13 protein-coding genes are annotated in these 16,798 nt (G+C 41.4%); 6 read left to right on the top strand and 7 right to left on the bottom strand.

The window, feature by feature from the left end:
• Window positions 1-94 precede the first annotated feature (94 nt).
• The 3 genes from FLL46_RS02125 (at window position 95) to FLL46_RS02135 (ending at window position 3,770) form a co-directional block, all read left to right on the top strand.
• Window positions 95-715: a DUF502 domain-containing protein gene (locus tag FLL46_RS02125; RefSeq protein WP_142891765.1), complete on the top strand. Its 621-nt coding sequence runs from the start codon at window positions 95-97 to the stop codon at window positions 713-715.
• A 249-nt stretch (window positions 716-964) separates the two neighbouring features.
• Window positions 965-1,369 carry a BlaI/MecI/CopY family transcriptional regulator gene (locus FLL46_RS02130; protein WP_168204003.1) on the top strand — a complete coding sequence of 135 codons (405 nt, stop codon included), beginning with the start codon at window positions 965-967 and terminating at the stop codon, window positions 1,367-1,369.
• On the top strand, window positions 1,362-3,770 hold the full coding sequence (locus FLL46_RS02135; RefSeq protein WP_168204004.1) for a M56 family metallopeptidase: 2,409 nt from the start codon (window positions 1,362-1,364) through the stop codon (window positions 3,768-3,770). The genes FLL46_RS02130 and FLL46_RS02135 overlap by 8 nt, the downstream gene beginning before the upstream one ends.
• Window positions 3,771-4,018: 248 nt before the next feature.
• Here the strand turns inward: FLL46_RS02135 and ilvC are convergent, their stop codons facing one another.
• Window positions 4,019-5,494: a ketol-acid reductoisomerase gene (gene ilvC / locus FLL46_RS02140; protein WP_142891768.1), complete on the bottom strand. Its 1,476-nt coding sequence runs from the start codon at window positions 5,492-5,494 to the stop codon at window positions 4,019-4,021.
• A 208-nt stretch (window positions 5,495-5,702) separates the two neighbouring features.
• Here ilvC and ilvY point away from each other — a divergent pair, with 208 nt between their 5' ends.
• On the top strand, window positions 5,703-6,593 hold the full coding sequence (gene ilvY / locus FLL46_RS02145) for an HTH-type transcriptional activator IlvY (protein ID WP_142891769.1): 891 nt from the start codon (window positions 5,703-5,705) through the stop codon (window positions 6,591-6,593).
• Window positions 6,594-6,743: 150 nt separating this feature from the next.
• Window positions 6,744-7,028, top strand: a complete 285-nt coding sequence (locus FLL46_RS02150) for a YebG family protein (protein WP_142891770.1) — start codon at window positions 6,744-6,746, stop codon at window positions 7,026-7,028.
• A 380-nt stretch (window positions 7,029-7,408) separates the two neighbouring features.
• Here the strand turns inward: FLL46_RS02150 and FLL46_RS02155 are convergent, their stop codons facing one another.
• The 3 genes from FLL46_RS02155 to FLL46_RS02165 form a co-directional block, all read right to left on the bottom strand.
• Window positions 7,409-7,723: a hypothetical protein gene (locus FLL46_RS02155; RefSeq protein ID WP_142891771.1), complete on the bottom strand. Its 315-nt coding sequence runs from the start codon at window positions 7,721-7,723 to the stop codon at window positions 7,409-7,411.
• A 179-nt stretch (window positions 7,724-7,902) separates the two neighbouring features.
• Window positions 7,903-8,181 (bottom strand): hypothetical protein, encoded by a 279-nt coding sequence (locus FLL46_RS02160; RefSeq protein ID WP_142891772.1) that lies wholly within the window; start codon window positions 8,179-8,181, stop codon window positions 7,903-7,905.
• Window positions 8,182-8,203: 22 nt separating this feature from the next.
• On the bottom strand, window positions 8,204-8,563 hold the full coding sequence (locus tag FLL46_RS02165) for a DUF6164 family protein (protein WP_142891773.1): 360 nt from the start codon (window positions 8,561-8,563) through the stop codon (window positions 8,204-8,206).
• Between the two features lie 418 nt (window positions 8,564-8,981).
• On the opposite strand from FLL46_RS02165, the gene FLL46_RS02170 reads away from it, so the two are divergent.
• On the top strand, window positions 8,982-11,363 hold the full coding sequence (locus FLL46_RS02170; RefSeq protein WP_142891774.1) for an aminotransferase class III-fold pyridoxal phosphate-dependent enzyme: 2,382 nt from the start codon (window positions 8,982-8,984) through the stop codon (window positions 11,361-11,363).
• A gap of 92 nt (window positions 11,364-11,455) precedes the next feature.
• Here the strand turns inward: FLL46_RS02170 and FLL46_RS02175 are convergent, their stop codons facing one another.
• The 3 genes from FLL46_RS02175 to FLL46_RS02185 form a co-directional block, all read right to left on the bottom strand.
• Window positions 11,456-13,342: a methyl-accepting chemotaxis protein gene (locus FLL46_RS02175; RefSeq protein WP_142891775.1), complete on the bottom strand. Its 1,887-nt coding sequence runs from the start codon at window positions 13,340-13,342 to the stop codon at window positions 11,456-11,458.
• A gap of 384 nt (window positions 13,343-13,726) precedes the next feature.
• Window positions 13,727-15,421 (bottom strand): methyl-accepting chemotaxis protein, encoded by a 1,695-nt coding sequence (locus FLL46_RS02180; protein ID WP_142891776.1) that lies wholly within the window; start codon window positions 15,419-15,421, stop codon window positions 13,727-13,729.
• Window positions 15,422-15,710: 289 nt separating this feature from the next.
• A complete protein-coding gene (locus tag FLL46_RS02185) occupies window positions 15,711-16,739 on the bottom strand; it encodes a serine/threonine protein kinase (protein WP_246119249.1) in 1,029 nt (342 codons plus the stop codon).
• Between the last annotated feature and the right edge of the window lie 59 nt (window positions 16,740-16,798).

Here is a 16,798-nt window from a genome sequence, read left to right on the forward strand (position 1 = left end):
AATTATCGACAAAAAATGTAACCAAAAATGAGTACCGCTTGATTTCGATAGTTATTAACCTGATTAATCTTAATTTTATTGAAAGAGATCTTGTATGAGTCGATTGAAAGTTTTTGTACGTAAAGCGTTGCTCGGTGGAATTTTAGTTTTACTGCCTGTTGTGATTTTAGGCGCTGTTTTTCGGTGGGTGTTTTATTTCGTCACCGACCTGATACAACCTTTAACCGACTATATGACCAGTCACTACCATTTACCAGAGTTAATGGCTGATATCATGGTTATCGCATTAATCCTCGCCGCTTGTTTTGCCATTGGTACTATTGTCTCAACTAGTATCGGTAAATGGTTACATGGTCATTTTGATAAATACCTTGTGCGCTTAGCGCCGGGTTATCGCATCGTAAAAGAAATCGTATCGCAGGTTTTCGGCGGCTCAGAGGCTTCGCCGTTTGCAAAGGGAGAAGTTGTCAGAGTTCAATTATTCGGCGAAGCTTGTGCAACTAAAGTGACGGCGATTGTTACCGCCCGACACGCAGATAATACGGTGACCATCTTTATGCCTACGGGACCTAACCCAACGTCTGGAAATATTTACCATGTGCCTGAAAAACTAGTTGAGTTTTACCCTGAAGCGACTGTAGAACAAATGATGAAAAGCATTATTGCTTGTGGTGCAGGAAGCGCTGAGCTTTTTAAACAGGGTAAAGGTCAGTAATCCGAGCTCTTATCCCAAACTCAGGTTAAGCACCCTGATCTCAAACTTGTTTCTGTTATCTCGATAAATGACAGGGAGGTCTGTCTCGACTTTATCGGCCGTTTTTTCGTCGTTAGTAGTGAGAGCTGAATCAACAGTGTTTTAGCATTTTCTGGTTTTGTCCATAAGACACCTCTCGATAAAAACATTGACAAACTACAACTGTAGTATTATCTTTAACTACAAATGTAGTTTATGGTGATTATTCCAATGTTTAACCGTCAAGTAAAACTGAGCGATCTCCAGTTAATGGTGATGAAAGTGCTTTGGGAGCAGGGCAAGTTGAGTGTGAGCGAGGTTCATCGGTTGCTCAATGAGCAAAAAGAACTTGCATTAACAACTGTTGCCACTCTGCTTAAACGAATGCACGAGAAAGGGGTTGTTGATTTCGAAAAAGCGGGTAGACAGCATTTATATTTTCCACTGGTTTCGGAGGAAGAAGTTAAGACATCAATGCTATCGAACATTCTTGCTAATCTTTTTGACGGAAATCCCACCGAACTCGTTCATCACTTAGTTGGACAAAGCGAAGTTGATGAGGAAGAACTCGGGAAAATTAAAGCGATCCTTTCTAGTGAAGGCGCAACAAAAGAGGGAGGAAAAGGCAATGAGTGAAAACTGGGATATTTTAATAAGCGAGTTCATTATCAACTACTGGATCCATAGTAGTTTGTTTGTTGGCGCTGCACTGTTGGCTTTTAAGGCTAGATTATTTTCCGCTGATGCTAGAGGAGAATGGTTGCTAAAATCGGCCTTGTTGGGTGGTGTGATAACCAGTTTTTTACTAACCGTTGATTTTCAATTGCTAGCACGCGATGAACAATTATTGAATTATCAATGGACGATTGAACAGCCTGAAATGAGTAACGCTGTCGGTAAGTCAGGTATTAATTCTGATGTACAATCGAGTCATAAAAATGTAGGCACGAATCCTTCTTCGCCTGTTAATTTCCAGGTCGGCCAATCGACTGCTGCTAGCTCGAGCTTTAGTCAGAGTAAGCAGTCAAAAACAGAACCAGCCATTGTAAATTCAGTGGAAACCAACGGTGCTTCGCCCGATCAGAAATTAGGCCTGAATAATACAAATAGTTTGTTTGGTATTGAGCAGTTACCGCTTTGGATGTCTTATTTCTGGCTGTTTAGCATACTCTTTATTGCAGGTATAAAAAGTTATCAGCTCTATTACTTGCGACGACTTCTCAATGATCGAACTCCGATAGAAGATCCCCTGGTACTTCACATATTCAACCAATTGATTGCTCAGTCGGGCATCAACAAACAAGTAAAAATTTCCCAATGTGAAAATATTAATTCTCCGATTGCATTGGCGAGTAACGAAGTGGTTTTGCCCTTGGGGATAACACAATATTTTCAGCGGGAGCAGATCAAAGCAGCACTGGCTCACGAACTGGCACATTTAAAAAGAAAAGATAATTTCTGGTTAGCTATCTACCAGCTAAAAGCGTGCTTATTTTTCTTTCAACCACTCAACAAGCTATTAACTCAAGTTCTTTATCAGTTTGCTGAGCAGCGCAGTGATGAAATGGCTGCCCGTTGGACAGGTAATCCTAAAGCGCTTGCAGAGGCACTGTCGGTCTCTGCTGAAATCAACCTTTTATCCAGCCAGTCTCAATTAGTATTGGCGATGAAATCGAATAAAGGCAACTTATTAACTCGAGTAGAAAATCTTATGAAAAAATCAAATGTTCAGTCAAAGCGTATTTCTTTAGTGATAGGTATAGTTTTAAGTCTTTTTGTTTTATTGGCATCTCCTGGTTTTTCGATCAATTCTGTTTCCCTCATTAACAAGGTTCACGCTAAACCTTTTGGTGACTCTGATAATACTGAAATTGTTTTGGAAGATAATGATGTGATCTATATGTCGTCGACCCATGAGGATGATGGCAAGAAAATTAAAGTAGAAGCGAAATTGCGAGGTAAGTTGAAGTTTAATCAAGAAGAAACTGCGTTGATAGATTTTCCTCAGAATAGCGAGCTAGATATTACCATTGGCAACGATGGTGATGAAAATCGGTTGCGAATCGAAAGAGGAAGTGACGAAGTCGAATATACTTTCTACCAAGACGGTGATAAACGCGCTTACGATAGTAAGGCACAAAAGTGGTTTGCATCGGTCATTCCTTATATTTTACGTACAACAGGAATTGATGCGGAAGCGCGTGTTGCGAGAATTCGACATAAGAATGGAGATGGTGCAGTCCTCGATGAAGTTGAGCTGATTCACAGCGATTATGTAAAAGGTCTTTACATGCACTACCTTTTTGAACAGTCGAAACTATCAGACAGAGATCTTTATCGTGCGATAAAATTAACGACTAAAATTAACTCTGATTTTGAACAAGCGAAAGTATTAAAAGCGCTGGCCAAACTTCAAAATATTACACAACAAGAACATTGGTTCGCTGTGTTAAAGGCGACTAAAACTATTGATTCAGATTTCGAGCAGGCCAATGTGCTAAAGAGCTTTCTTGGTTTAATTCCTGATGATAGTGACATTCAGCAAGCGTTCTTCAAAGTGTCTACCAATATTAGCTCCGACTTTGAAATGCGCCGAGTTTTTTCGAGTTTTTTGAAAAAACATCATACTGACGTCAATGGGATGATCGCGATGTTTAGCGCTGCGAAAGCCATTGATTCTGATTTTGAGCTAGCCTCTTTATTGATAGAAGCCAAGGATAAACTAGGTACGTCTCATAGTGTGTTTGATGCCTACCTTGAGCTCGCTGATTCGATTAGTTCTGACTTTGAAATGCGCCGTGCATTTAGCGCACTGCTTGACAGCGAATTAGATAAAGAACATTACATGAAGGTTGTGCAAGCGGCGAGTGACGAAATTAGTTCAGATTTTGAACTCGCCAGTTTGCTTATTGAGTTGATCGACAAGCATTCGATTGACGCAGATGTTGAAAAAGCTATCAGGGATGCGACCGACAGCATAGGTAGTAGTTTCGAAAGAAAGCGAGTTATCAATCTGTTGAATAAAAAAGCCGGTTAGACACCAACTGTGATAAATAAAAAGAAGAAAGCAAAAATATAGGTAGGTTGGGTAGACGAAGGAAACCCAACAATATTCTCAAAGTTTTCACAAAACCAAAATAATTTAAGTTAGATTTAACGTCAAACACTGTTGTTGGGTTATGCCGCAAAAAACGCGGCTAACCCAACCTACGAAATATTAAATAGTCTTTCAAGAATTCTGTTTAATTCAATTCACTAATTAAACATTTTTAATCAAACGAAAAACTAGATGATTTTCTTCAATGCTGTCATATAAGCTCTCAGTTCCTTACCGATGATTTCAACCGGGTGATTTCGAATTTCTTCGTTAACCGAGACCAGGTTTTGATTGTCTGTAGAAAGTGACTTAAGCTCAAGCCCGGCACCAATTTCCTGGGTTGAAATCTGAGGCATTAGTTTTTCTCTCAGTAGAGGAACCGCACTGTTCGCAAACAAGTAGTTTCCATATTCAGCAGTGTCAGAAATAACGACGTTCATTTCGTAAAGCCGTTTACGTGCAATTGTATTCGCAATTAGCGGCGTTTCGTGTAAAGACTCGTAATAAGCTGACTCTGGTAAAATACCGGCTTCTACCATCACTTCGAACGCTAACTCTACACCTGCTTTGATCATCGCAACTAAGAAGATCCCTTGATCAAAATAAGTTTGCTCATCAATTTCGCTGTCACTTGCCGGTGATTGCTCAAAACCAGTTTGACCGGTTTCTTCACGCCACCGAAGTAAATTTTTATCGCCATTGGCCCAGTCTTCCATCATGCCGCTAGAAAACTCGCCAGAGATGATATCATCCATGTGTTTTTCAAACAGAGGACGAGTCAATTGCTTGATCTCTGCCGCTAATTGATGCGCCTTTAATTTGGCTGGATTAGACAGGCGATCCATCATATGAGTGATACCACCAATTTTAAGCGCTTCGGTAATGGTCTCCATACCTTGCTGGATAAGTTTACCGGCGTACGCAGCATCAATGCCTTCTTCGGTCATTTTATCAAAAGCCAGGATTGAAGCGGTTTGCAACATGCCGCACAAAATAGTTTGCTCGCCCATCAAGTCAGATTTAACTTCTGCAACAAAAGAAGAAGCTAAAACACCGGCACGATCACCGCCGGTCGCAGAAGCGAGTGCTTTAGCGATTTCGAAACCTTCGCCCTGTGGATCATTTTCCGGATGAACAGCGATCAAAGTAGGAACGCCGAAACCACGTTTATATTCTTCGCGAACTTCCGTACCTGGGCATTTAGGTGCACACATCACAACTGTGATATCAGAGCGAATTTGCTGACCTTCTTCCACGATGTTAAATCCATGGGAATAAGAAAGAGTCGCTCCCTGTTTCATTAGCGGCATGACAGTTTCAACGGCGTTTGAGTGCTGCTTATCTGGCGTTAAGTTGTAAACCAGATCAGCTTGTGGGATAAGCTCTTCAAAATTACCAACGGTAAATCCTTCGCCGGTTGCTTTTTGCCAGGAGGCACGCTTTTCGTCGATGGCAGCCTGTCGAAGCGCATAACTGACGTCAAGACCAGAGTCGCGCATGTTGAGCCCTTGATTAAAACCTTGAGCACCACAGCCTAAAATAACGATTTTCTTTCCTTTTAAAAAATCGCAGCCATTAGAAAATTCGTCTTTTGACATAAAACGGCAAACGCCTAGCTGCGCCAATTGTTGCCTAAGGTTCAGGCTATTAAAGTAATTTGACATGATTTGCTCCAAAAACAGGTTAGATAGTTGTCTGAAAATACGTTGTTTGAAAACTAGTTGTTCGAGAATAAGTTGTTTGAATATTTACTCTGGAGTTTAATCGAGTCTAAATGTTGCGTAAATTGATATATATGGGATAGTATGTTGCAATATGTGAAATATTGGTGATTAATGCTAACCGCTAGAGAGTTGTTAAAAAGGCTTCATTATGAACATCCGAGACTTACAGGCATTTTTACACTTAAGTCAAAGCTTGCATTTCAATAACACCGCGCAAGAAGTTCACACCAGCGCGTCGACATTAAGTCGTATGATCCAGCGACTGGAGTCTGAATTCGACCAGGTTTTTTTTGAGCGGGATAATCGTAGTGTAAAGCTGACTCCGGCGGGCAAGCGATTTGTTGAGTTTGCGGAATCGGTGATTGCCGAGTGGCGCCATTTGAAACATGACTTTGAGTCCACCCAACAACAATTGAGTGGTGAAATTAGTATCTATTGCACGGTTACCGCTGCCCATTTATATTTACCGAAATTAATCGAGCAATTTCGCAACCAATATCCAAAAGTCGAAATTATTCTGGAGACTGGTGATGTCGCAATTGCTTATCAAAAAGTGTCGGAACGGAAAGTTGATTTCGCCTTTGCTGTTGCTGAAGAAAAATTGCCCGATAAGTACTTGTTTCAGCACCTTTATCATATTCCTTTTAAAATAATCGCGCCAAAGCAAGGGGCTAAATTTTCCCGGTTTATTCGAGCTGATGCGATAGATTGGCACCAACTGCCCTTTGTAATGCCAGAGTCGGGACCTGCTGCACAGCGATTAACAGAATGGTTAGAAAAAATGGGTATCAAACCCAGTATTTATGCACACGTATCCGGACATGAAGCGATCGTCAGTATGACCGCGTTAGGGTGCGGCGTCAGTGCTGTACCGCAACCGGTTTTAGATTTGAGTCCGGTAAAAGAAAAGGTTCAAATACTGCCGGTGCCTTTTTCTCCAAAGCCATTTGACCTTGGAATGGTCTGTTTGCGCAAAAGAATGGCAACGCCACTAATTGCCGCATTCTGGAGCCTGGTATTAGAAGCTGCAGTTGAATGATTAGGAGAGGGTTGGTTTTAGGAATTAGCAGGATGTAATTAATCGATGACTATTTAAAAATCTGGTGCTTGTTTAAAATTTAGCGCTTGATTTTAACTACTCGTTTAAGTAGTATCTTCTCGAATAGTTTTTAACAACGGAGTAATTCCCATGGCAGTGGTGACCTTATATATGTCAGATCGTGATCAAAATAAAACATTTACCGATAAGAAAGAAGCCGATAACTACGACAAAATGCTTGAGTTGGCAGAAAACGTGAGTCTATGGATGGAAAAAGAAATTCCGGGCTTAAATGAAGAGCAAGTAGAGTCTATCGGAATGTTGTTAGCTGAAAATAAAGAAACCCTGTTAAAGGCGTTGAAAGGCAAGCCAGAATTGTTAATACAGAGTGAAGAAGATAAGGAAAATGTTACACCGATTAGTGCTTCGGCGTAGCTCGCAAACTTTACTTAAAGAGGATTGTCAATAGCTGAAATAGCCTGGTGTCGTTTTATCAAAATTGATTTGTATTGGCATTAAGCTGAGCAAGTTAATTAGTAAACAACATCTTCAGTTTGCACATATCTTTTTCCCCTCTCCTAGAAGGAGAGGGCTAGGGAGAGGTTGAAGGTTCGTGAATTTAGAAGATGCATAGGGGGGTTATTCTCCTTTTCCCCTCTCCCGGAGGGAGAGGGAGCTAATTAAGGTTCATGAATTTAGAAGAAATATTTCAGACACCCTTTTAAGATTTTATGTAATTTCTGGTTGGTTGGTATAAATCTATTGTTTTGCCAATAGTTAACCGGTTCCGTCGTAGAATTACGTATTGATTTCAGTTACATATTAACTTCAATTGCATAAATTCTGCACTCAGCATCGTCAGAATTTGTATAAACAGTGACCTGTTTGTTAGCGATTGCTGCAGATAAAGCCGTTGCATAAACTCGGTGGCGTTCTTCAGAAGTTGTTCCTTTAAACCTTAACCAGCCATAGTTACCTGCATTACACTTTTCAGGAGAAATAGCATTGGTCATTTGAATCGCTGGATCTACGCTGCCAGATACTTTTTGAATTTTTCCCGAGACATAGTGTGGTCCCGCGATAGCTGAGGCGCTGATAAAGAAGCTTATTGCCACCATTAATTTTTTCATAGATTAATATCCCTTTAATTATTAAAGAATGTAGAAGAACACATAAAAATTAAATGCTGATTAATTTTTATGCTTATGATTGAAAGTGATTTCAAATCGAAGTCGAAATTTACACGCTAAAATCAGGTTTTTCAATTCTTATTTTTAGTAGTTGGCTCTTATCTAATTTAAAGTTGAAACTAACTAATTTTTATCCTCACCACTTTCATATACTCAAATTCTAACCCCGCCACATTTTCCTGTTCCGGGTAGTAAGTTAAGTTGACTCGTTGGCCTTTTTGGAGTGTTTTATACTGCTTCTTGCGTTTGTACTTAAATGGAACTTCACAATTTTCTACCATGATGCTGTTGATAAACCAGCCGTCCTTTTCTCTTTGGGTATGACTGATGACTTTCATTTCGTCAGAGTGAGTGAGCTTTTCATGTTGCTTGATTAGTTTTTTAGGGTCGGTTTGCATGGCAGATATTTCGGTAGTGGGATCAATTAGGGAAAAAGGGAATGATAGAAAAATAAAGGACGACGCTAACAAAAACAATCACAGCACTAAATCGAATGGGCGATTGTTTTAAGGCTTGCCAGAGCGTTGTGTGTTCACCTGCGTCACGTTGTGCTTGCCGTTGTTCACTGACGCGTTGATATCTTTCTTTTTGATACTGATCAATAAGCTGCTTGGCTTGTTCATATTGCTGTTCATCATTCAACCAAATCGCAGCGAATGATAATCCCCAGTTACCGGAAGAGGTTTCATAATAATTAATTTCTGATTCGTCCAACAACAGTCTGATTTCGTCTGCTTCATCTTCAGGGACGCTATTTAACTTGAATAGGAGTTTTGCCATTAGTGGTCGCTAATACTTTAAATAATTGAGTGGGTGGGGTGAATATTGCCTGATACCTTTGTTTCACCCATGAGATAATAACAGGGGCTTACCAGATTATAAAGTTGAAGGTTTTCACCGTGGTGTTCTCACATGCTGATTGCCATTATTTCAATAAAGTATGTTCAGGTCTGGTATCTAGCATTGAAATATTTGTTTTTTTGCATACAATAGTGATTTTTTTCGGCGGCAGGAATGTCAATCGCAGAAATATCGCCCCTGTAAATATTAGTCATTTTTGTTATTGGTTTTTTATACTGTTAATCGTAAAAATGGTAATAATTGAAGTGTCGGTAATTGCAATTTGAGCCGCTAAAACCCAGGGTGTCTGAATTTAACGGTCGCCAACCTAATCATTTTATCTACGTGAACTGAAACCATGACCTCTATCAGCGTTACTCCTCAGTTATCCCATGGACAACTTTTAAATATTCTCAACGAGCAATATGGTTTGGTCGGCGAGTTGAGCGATTTGCCCAGTTATATCGATCTTAACCGAAAGTTGACCACCGCCGACGGCAAGCAACTGGTTGTTAAGATTGCCAATATTCACCAAAGTGCTGACGATTTAGCTTTCGAAAATCTGGTGATTAATCGATTGTCACAAGAATCGAGTATTGAGCTTCAAGTACCATCACTTATTTCTGCAAAAAGTGGTGATGATCTAATTGAAATAAAAGACGAGCAAAATCAAAGTTGTTTAATGCGGGTGATTGCATTTCTTGATGGAAAAATCTGGGCGGAAACTGATACCAGTCAATTAAGTTTTGTGGAAAGTCTAGGGGAGTCGTTAGCGCAAATCGATAAAACACTAGCAACCATAGAACACCCTGCGGCGCATCGTTATTTGAAGTGGGACATACGACACTCAAATATTATCGTCAGGAAATATAAAAGTTATATCCAAAACGAAGTTCTTGATAATACGGAAGAAAACCAGACCGGTGGCACCAAAATAAATTTAATTAACCAGGCTTTGCAATCTTACGAGGCGCAGGTTTTACCTTTATACGAAGAATTACCGTCGCAAATTATTTATAACGATGCCAATGATTACAATCTTCTGGTTAATGAGGAAAAACAACAGGTTTGTGGCTTATTTGATTTTGGTGACATGGTGTCAAGTTTTCGCATTGCCGAAATAGCGATTGCCTCGGCTTATGCCATTATGAACAAAACCAATGCCGAAGAAATTATTGGTGCGATGGTTCAGGCTTATCACCAGGTTAACCCGCTTAAACCCGTTGAGATTAAAGTGTTGTTACCAATGATCAAAATGCGCCTGGCGGTCAGCTTAAGCCTGTCGAGTTACCAGTATTCCCAATCGCCGGAGAATGACTATTTACTGATATCGCAACAAGGTGCCTGGAAAGCGTTGAGTCAACTAGATCAAATTGATGCGATTAGCTTTGAGCTTAAACTAATGTGGTTAACTGAGCTGAATAGCAAGCAGGAATTGGAACAGCCACAGGACATTATCGACTATCGCAAAAAACATTTAAGCGAAAATTTAAGCCTTGCTTATGACGAACCGCTAAAAATTGTCGCAGGGCGCGGTGCGTATTTATATAACGAAAAAGGTACACGTTATCTGGATATGGTTAACAATGTTTGTCATGTGGGCCACTGTCATCCAGGTGTGGTTGCCGCCGGCCAGCGCCAAATGTCGACGCTTAACACCAATACGCGATATTTACACGACAACATCGTGCGTTTTGCGGAAAAGTTACTGTCTACGATGCCCAAAGAATTATCGGTTTGTATGTTTGTGAATTCGGGAAGCGAAGCGAATGAACTGGCGTTAAGATTGGCAAGAAAATATACCAATCGTAAAGCAATGGTCGTGGTTGAAGGTGCCTACCACGGCAACGCAAATGCTTGTATTGATATAAGCCCATACAAATTTGACGGACCTGGCGGAGACGGTGCTCCCGATTGGATTAAGCAAACTTTAGTGCCAGATCCTTATCGTGGTAAATACCGTGGGCGCAATGAAGAGACTGGTCTGCAATACGGAAAGGACGTTAAGCGAGCTATTGAAGCGCTCGCACAGGAAGATCAGCCGTTATGTGCTTTCATTTGTGAATCGATTCAGGGCGTCGGTGGTCAGGTCATTCACCCTCCTGGTTACTTAAAATCGGCTTATGCACACGTTAGAGACGCCGGCGGTGTTTGTATCGCCGATGAAGTTCAGGTAGGAATGGGAAGAGTCGGCACTCACTGGTGGGCGTTTCAAACACAAGACGTTGTCCCCGATATTGTTACTATCGGTAAGCCATTGGGGAACGGGCACCCGCTAGCGGCTGTTGTGACTACCCAGGAAATAGCCGACTCATTTGTTACCGGAATGGAATATTTTAATACCTTTGGTGGTAACCCGGTATCTTGTGCCATTGGCTGCGCGGTGATTGATGCGGTTGAGCAAGGTGGGTTGATGGCGCATGCCTTGCAGCTCGGGGAATACTTACAACAAGGGCTGCGCCAACTTCAGTCAAAATTTCCCGTCATTGGTGATGTGCGCGGATTAGGCATGTTTATCGGCGCTGAGTTTGTAAAAGATCGCGATACGCTGGAACCGGCGGTTGAGCAAATTGACTACGTTATTGAACGGCTTAAAAGTGAAGGGATTTTGCTAACAACTGAAGGACCTTTCCATAATGTACTGAAAATTAAACCACCATTAGCTTTTTCAAAGCAGGATGCCGACTTCTTTTTATCATCTCTCGAAATGATTTTGACAGAGCAGGGGGCACAGCCATAGGGCGTGTTGCCGTCCCTGCGTTCGGCTGGTTGTTTATGTTGATTCAGCTTTAGGCAGACCAGCTATGGGCAGACCAACTATGAGTAAACAATCTAGTGTTTAAACTGGTTCACCAATTGTTTTAATTCATTCGCTAACCTCGCTTGCTCGTTGGATGCTTCCGAGGTTTGCTCTGAGTTAGACGTATTTTGAATCGCTCTGTCATTAATATTAACGATTTTTTCGTTAATCTCTTCGGCCACCGAGTTTTGTTGTTCCGCCGCCGTCGCGATTTGAGTACTCATGTTATTTATCTGGTTCACTTTTTCGGTCACGTTATTTAACGCTGAGCCGGCAGTTTGTGCCTGATCGACGGTTTCGGTAACTTGTATCTGGCTCTGTTCCATCACATCGACCGCTAACTTAGAGTTTGACTGCAGTCTTTCAATAATCTGATTGATTTCTTCCGTCGATTGCTGCGTTCTTCCTGCCAGAGTGCGTACTTCGTCTGCGACAACCGCAAAGCCGCGACCTTGTTCACCTGCGCGAGCCGCTTCAATGGCAGCATTGAGCGCGAGTAAGTTAGTTTGTTCTGCGACGCCGCGAATGACCTCAAGCACTTTACTGACGTCATCACTATCTTTGTCTAGTTCATCAAGCACCTGCTTGGCTTTTAACATCTTTTCCACCAGGGCTTCAACGGAATTCACCGCATTGGCAACGGTTTCTTTGCCGATATTGGTTTCCTGGAAAGCATCGTCTGCACTGGTGGAGGTGTCTGAAATATTGCGAGCAACTTCCTGTACCGAGACAGTCATCTCATTCATTGCTGTTGCCACCTGTTCAATCAAGTTTTGTTGTTCGCGCAGATTTTCCGCTGAAGTTCGATTGATATGGGAGAGCTCATTTGATGCAGAAGAGACCTGTTCTGATGCCTGGTCAATGCGCTCAAGTACTTCAGAAAAGCTCTCCATCATCCGGTCAAAAACACCACTCAGTTGCGCGATTTCATGTTTACCTGGCATGTTTGAGCGTATGCTAAGGTCTCGTTCCTGGTTAGCCCTGTTCATCGTATTGGTGAGTTTTTGTAGCGGCTCGTTTACACTTCTGTAAGCCAGATAGATTAACGACATCATTATGGTCACAACAAAGGCAGCCAGAGCGATATACCATTGGTTAGCGCTTTTAATTTGTTGGGCGATAAACTCGTTGAGCTGGTTAGATTTAGATTCGAGAAGCCCTTCACTTTGATGAATTGTTTCTCGCATTCTTCCCATTTCGCCCGATTTCGAATCAAGGCCGAGCTGTTTGGATTTAGTAGCAAACAGTCGAAACTCAGCCGCATATTTTTGCATTGCACCGGTAATATTGGACTTTACTGTTGGGCTAATATTTGTGCGATTGAGCGCCTGCTCGAATTTCACAAAATCTTCTTCAAATTTGTCCAGGTACTTTGTATCCCAACGCAGCATAAAATCTTTTTCGCGGCGTCTTAACATCAAAATATCTGCCAGTAACTCCCAACTATTTTGTGCTTTGACGATATCTTCTGCGACATGAACCGCTTCTCTCAGGCTACCATAAAGGCCTGTTTTAGGGGTCAAGCCCAATTCTTGTTTGATGTTCACAACATTTTTAAAGCTATCTCGGTAATTTTTAAAAACGCTATTCAGTTGATTAGTGGCGTTTGGATCAGAAAAGTCAATATCATCGAGTAAGGTGTTCAATTGCTGCGTGAGCGCTAAGAGCTGTTGATAATTGGCTTCGTATTTTGTTTCGTATTTCAGATCGTTTCTCGCCAGAAAGTCTTTTTCATTACGACGAAGCTGCAACATTTTATTATTCATTTCTAAGGTTGTAATCAGCGTTTTTTTCATTAAATCTAAGTCGTTATTAAACGATATCTTAAGTCCTACCATTAATAGCACGCCGGCCAGCGCAACCATCGACATTGCAATTAATTTTTGTTTGATTGAAAAATTTTCGAGAAGGCTATTCATCAGAGCATGACCTCAGTATCAATTGTAACTATCTCATTGTTGCTTAAGAATAGTTGCTATTAGGTTGTTTTGCATAACAATTGATGGTCGGATGAAAAATAGCCGGTAGAAAAAACAACGATCTACCGGTTGTAAAAAAGATGACCTGTAGAGGAGTATGAGGTGTCGGCCACCTTAGGGAATATTTTGAGAAGCAACAAAGCACACAAAAAATAGCAATAAATATAACGCGTATTTAAACTGTTCTGTTTTGTTATCGTTGCCAGGCATTACTTAAATCTACTTAATAAAATTGATTGATTGAGGATAAGAATGTCCGGCTGAATTGAACCTGAACGGTGGAATTGCAGTTGTCTGCGTGTTAGTCGCTCGCGCTTAGACTGTTCAGGTTTTAAACTGTTTAGGCAATTGTTCCAGTTTTTCGACTAATTCATTAATGGTGTCAACATCGCTGGATAACGATTGACTGGTCTGGTTTGAGGCTTCGGTCGCCTGGTTGATATGATGTAAATTTTGGTTAACTTCATCAACTGCTTCGCTATGTTGGTTAACCGCTATTGCAATTTGTTGACTGAATTGTTTAATTTTGTCCAGAGAAGTTGTCGTTTGTGATAGTTGTTTGCCGACTTCACTGGCGAATTCTAAAGATGTTTTCGCGTTGTTATCGGATTTTCTAATAATATCGACCACCTTCAGCGTATTGTTCTGGAGTTGTTCGATCATCGACTGAATTTCCTCGGTTGACTCCTGGGTTCTGCTAGCTAATGAACGAACTTCGTCAGCGACCACCGCGAAGCCTCTACCTTGTTCTCCTGCACGGGCAGCTTCAATGGCGGCATTGAGTGCTAATAAATTAGTTTGTTCCGCAATCCCTCTAATGACATCAAGGACAGTACCAATATTTTTGCTATCGGTTGTGAGCTCCTCCAGATTTGAATTGGCAGTTTGTAAATTGCTGGATAGTTCTTGTGCTGCCTCGATACTTTGAGTAACGGAGGTTTGGCTTTGCTGATTGGTTTCTGATATTTCGCGAGCGACACTTGCTGCGTCGTTAGTGGTTGCCGAAATTTGTTGAGAAGTAGCTGATAACTGAGTGACTGTGGCCACAACTCGGTCGAGTTGGTTAAATTGATCGGCGGAGGCGTCATTGGCGGTTCTTCTGGCCGTTTGCAAGGTCGTTGCGACATTGACCAGGTCACGGGTTACATCAACAACGCCGCGAAAAGTTTGTTGGACTTTTTCTAATAGTTGATTAGTTGCCTGAGATATTTGTGAAATTTCATCGCTACCTTCCGGGTTTAACCTCAATGACAAGTCAACATCTGATGAAGTAAAAGCCTTGATATCTTTGGCTGCGTGACTAATTCTCCTACCGACGAGTTTACGAAAAATTATCAGCGTCAATGTTGTCGCAATGGCCGTGACTAAAAAGATAATAAGTAATATCTGTTGACTTAAACTGGTTCCCTTCGCCAAAATTTCACCGAGAGGAATATCAATTTCCAGAACGCCGCGCAGTTGTCCTAAGCGCCAGTCGTTTTTTGGCGTATCTGCTCGGCTATTGTGACAATCAACGCAGCTTTGTGCCGACATTGTATCGGAAATACCAACTCGAACAATTGGGTTAGTACCTTCAGTTATTTTTACGAAGGGAGTATCCACGTTTTCTGATAAGGCGTTCCAGGCATCGGTTGCAAATTGATCAAGAACGCGAGAACTGCGATTGGGAAAAGGATAAGGAGAATAAAGTTTAATGGAGGTTCCTTTATCTTGTAGTAGTTCACTAAGATCATGAATCATCGAAGCGGGCAGAGGTACTTCATTGGCGTTATTAGCATGGTTGAATGAAGGTTTCAGATTACCATCTTTAACAATTTTACTGATCACATTTTTGGCGTAATAACCACGTAAAACTTTAAATTCAAGCGCTTTTTGTTTAGCGATTTCAATCGCCTGAAACTGCGCGTTTTGTTGAACTCTCTGGGGAATGAATATCCAAAGAGCGACTAGTCCGATAATAAAGGATATTGTTATCGGCAAAATTAATTTCCATTTGACAGAGCTGGCCCAGAAATCCATTGTCGTCCTTACAATTGCTACTATCAGATCATCAGGTTAACTATAAGCATAGAGTATGATTGAAAGTCATAGACCACTGAGTTGCGTTATAATAGAAAAGGTTTTTAAAAGTGATATTTTTAATTGGCTGTTGCTATTAAACCAGAAATTAAGATAGTGAGAATAACGCAAGACACCAATGAAACTCATGAATTGCACGAGCAGCCCTCAGCATCAAACTTTTAATACTCAAGAGGCTGCCGGCAATGATAAGGGTTAATAAATTGACTTGATTGGTGGAGATGCCCGATTAAGGGCTAACCGATTGTTGAATGAGGGCATACTGTTCTTTTAGTGCTAAAACCTGTTCTTCCCAGTATCGGACACCATTGAACCAGGGGAAATTGTGTTTAAAACTGGGGTCGCTCCAGCGACGGCCAAGCCACGCACTATAGTGCAACATTCTCATCGCCCTGAGCGGTTCAACGAGGGCCATTTCTCGGTCATCAAATTCGCGAAAATCTTCGTAACCGTCGAGTAGGTGGTTCCATTGTTGACGGTCACTATTATCGGTGACCAACATCCATAAATCTTGAATAGCCGGTCCCATTCGGCTATCGTCAAAGTCGACAAAATGCGGTCCAGAATCGGTCCACATCACATTGCTGGGATGGCAATCGCCGTGCAACCTTAACGTGTTAAGTTGACCAAAGCGTTCAAAAGATTGCGCGCATAAAGTCAGTAGCTGTTCTGTGATTGCCTTGTAAGCAGCTAAAATATGTGCGGGGATAAATTCAGTCTTTAATAGATAATCAACGCTTTGATAACCAAAACTGTCGAGTGTTAATGTGGGTCGGTGTTGGTAATTTTGTGCTTCTCCCAACAAGTGAATTCGACCGATGAAACGACCCAGCCAAATCAAGGTATCTTTGTCATCCAGATTAGGATTACGACCACCTTTACTTTCAAAGACAGCAAAACGAAATTGATTGTGTTGAAACAATGTCTGCTGCTCAATTTTCATCGGGGGAACAACGGGGATTTCATGTTCAACCAGTTGCAGGCAAAAATCATGTTCTTCCAGAATTTGCTGATCGCTCCACCGAGCAGGTCGGTAAAACTTTACGACATAGCGTTTCTCGTCATAATCTCTAAACTGGTAAACTCTATTTTCATAACTATTTAATGCCAATAATGCTGCTTGTGGTTCTAGGCCGATTGACTCCAGTGCATCTAACACTTGATCCGGTGTCAGTTGAAAAAAGTCTTGTGCTTGTTGCGACTCATGCATAGTGAATTCGTTACCAACTTTAGTCGTTTTACATGGTTTGAGAGCCATCGATAGACGTCAGTATAGATTGAAGAAAAACTACGTCAAATTAATTTGACGTTGATTCA

Source organism: Aliikangiella coralliicola, assembly GCF_007004725.1.
Lineage (GTDB): Bacteria > Pseudomonadota > Gammaproteobacteria > Enterobacterales > Kangiellaceae > Aliikangiella > Aliikangiella coralliicola.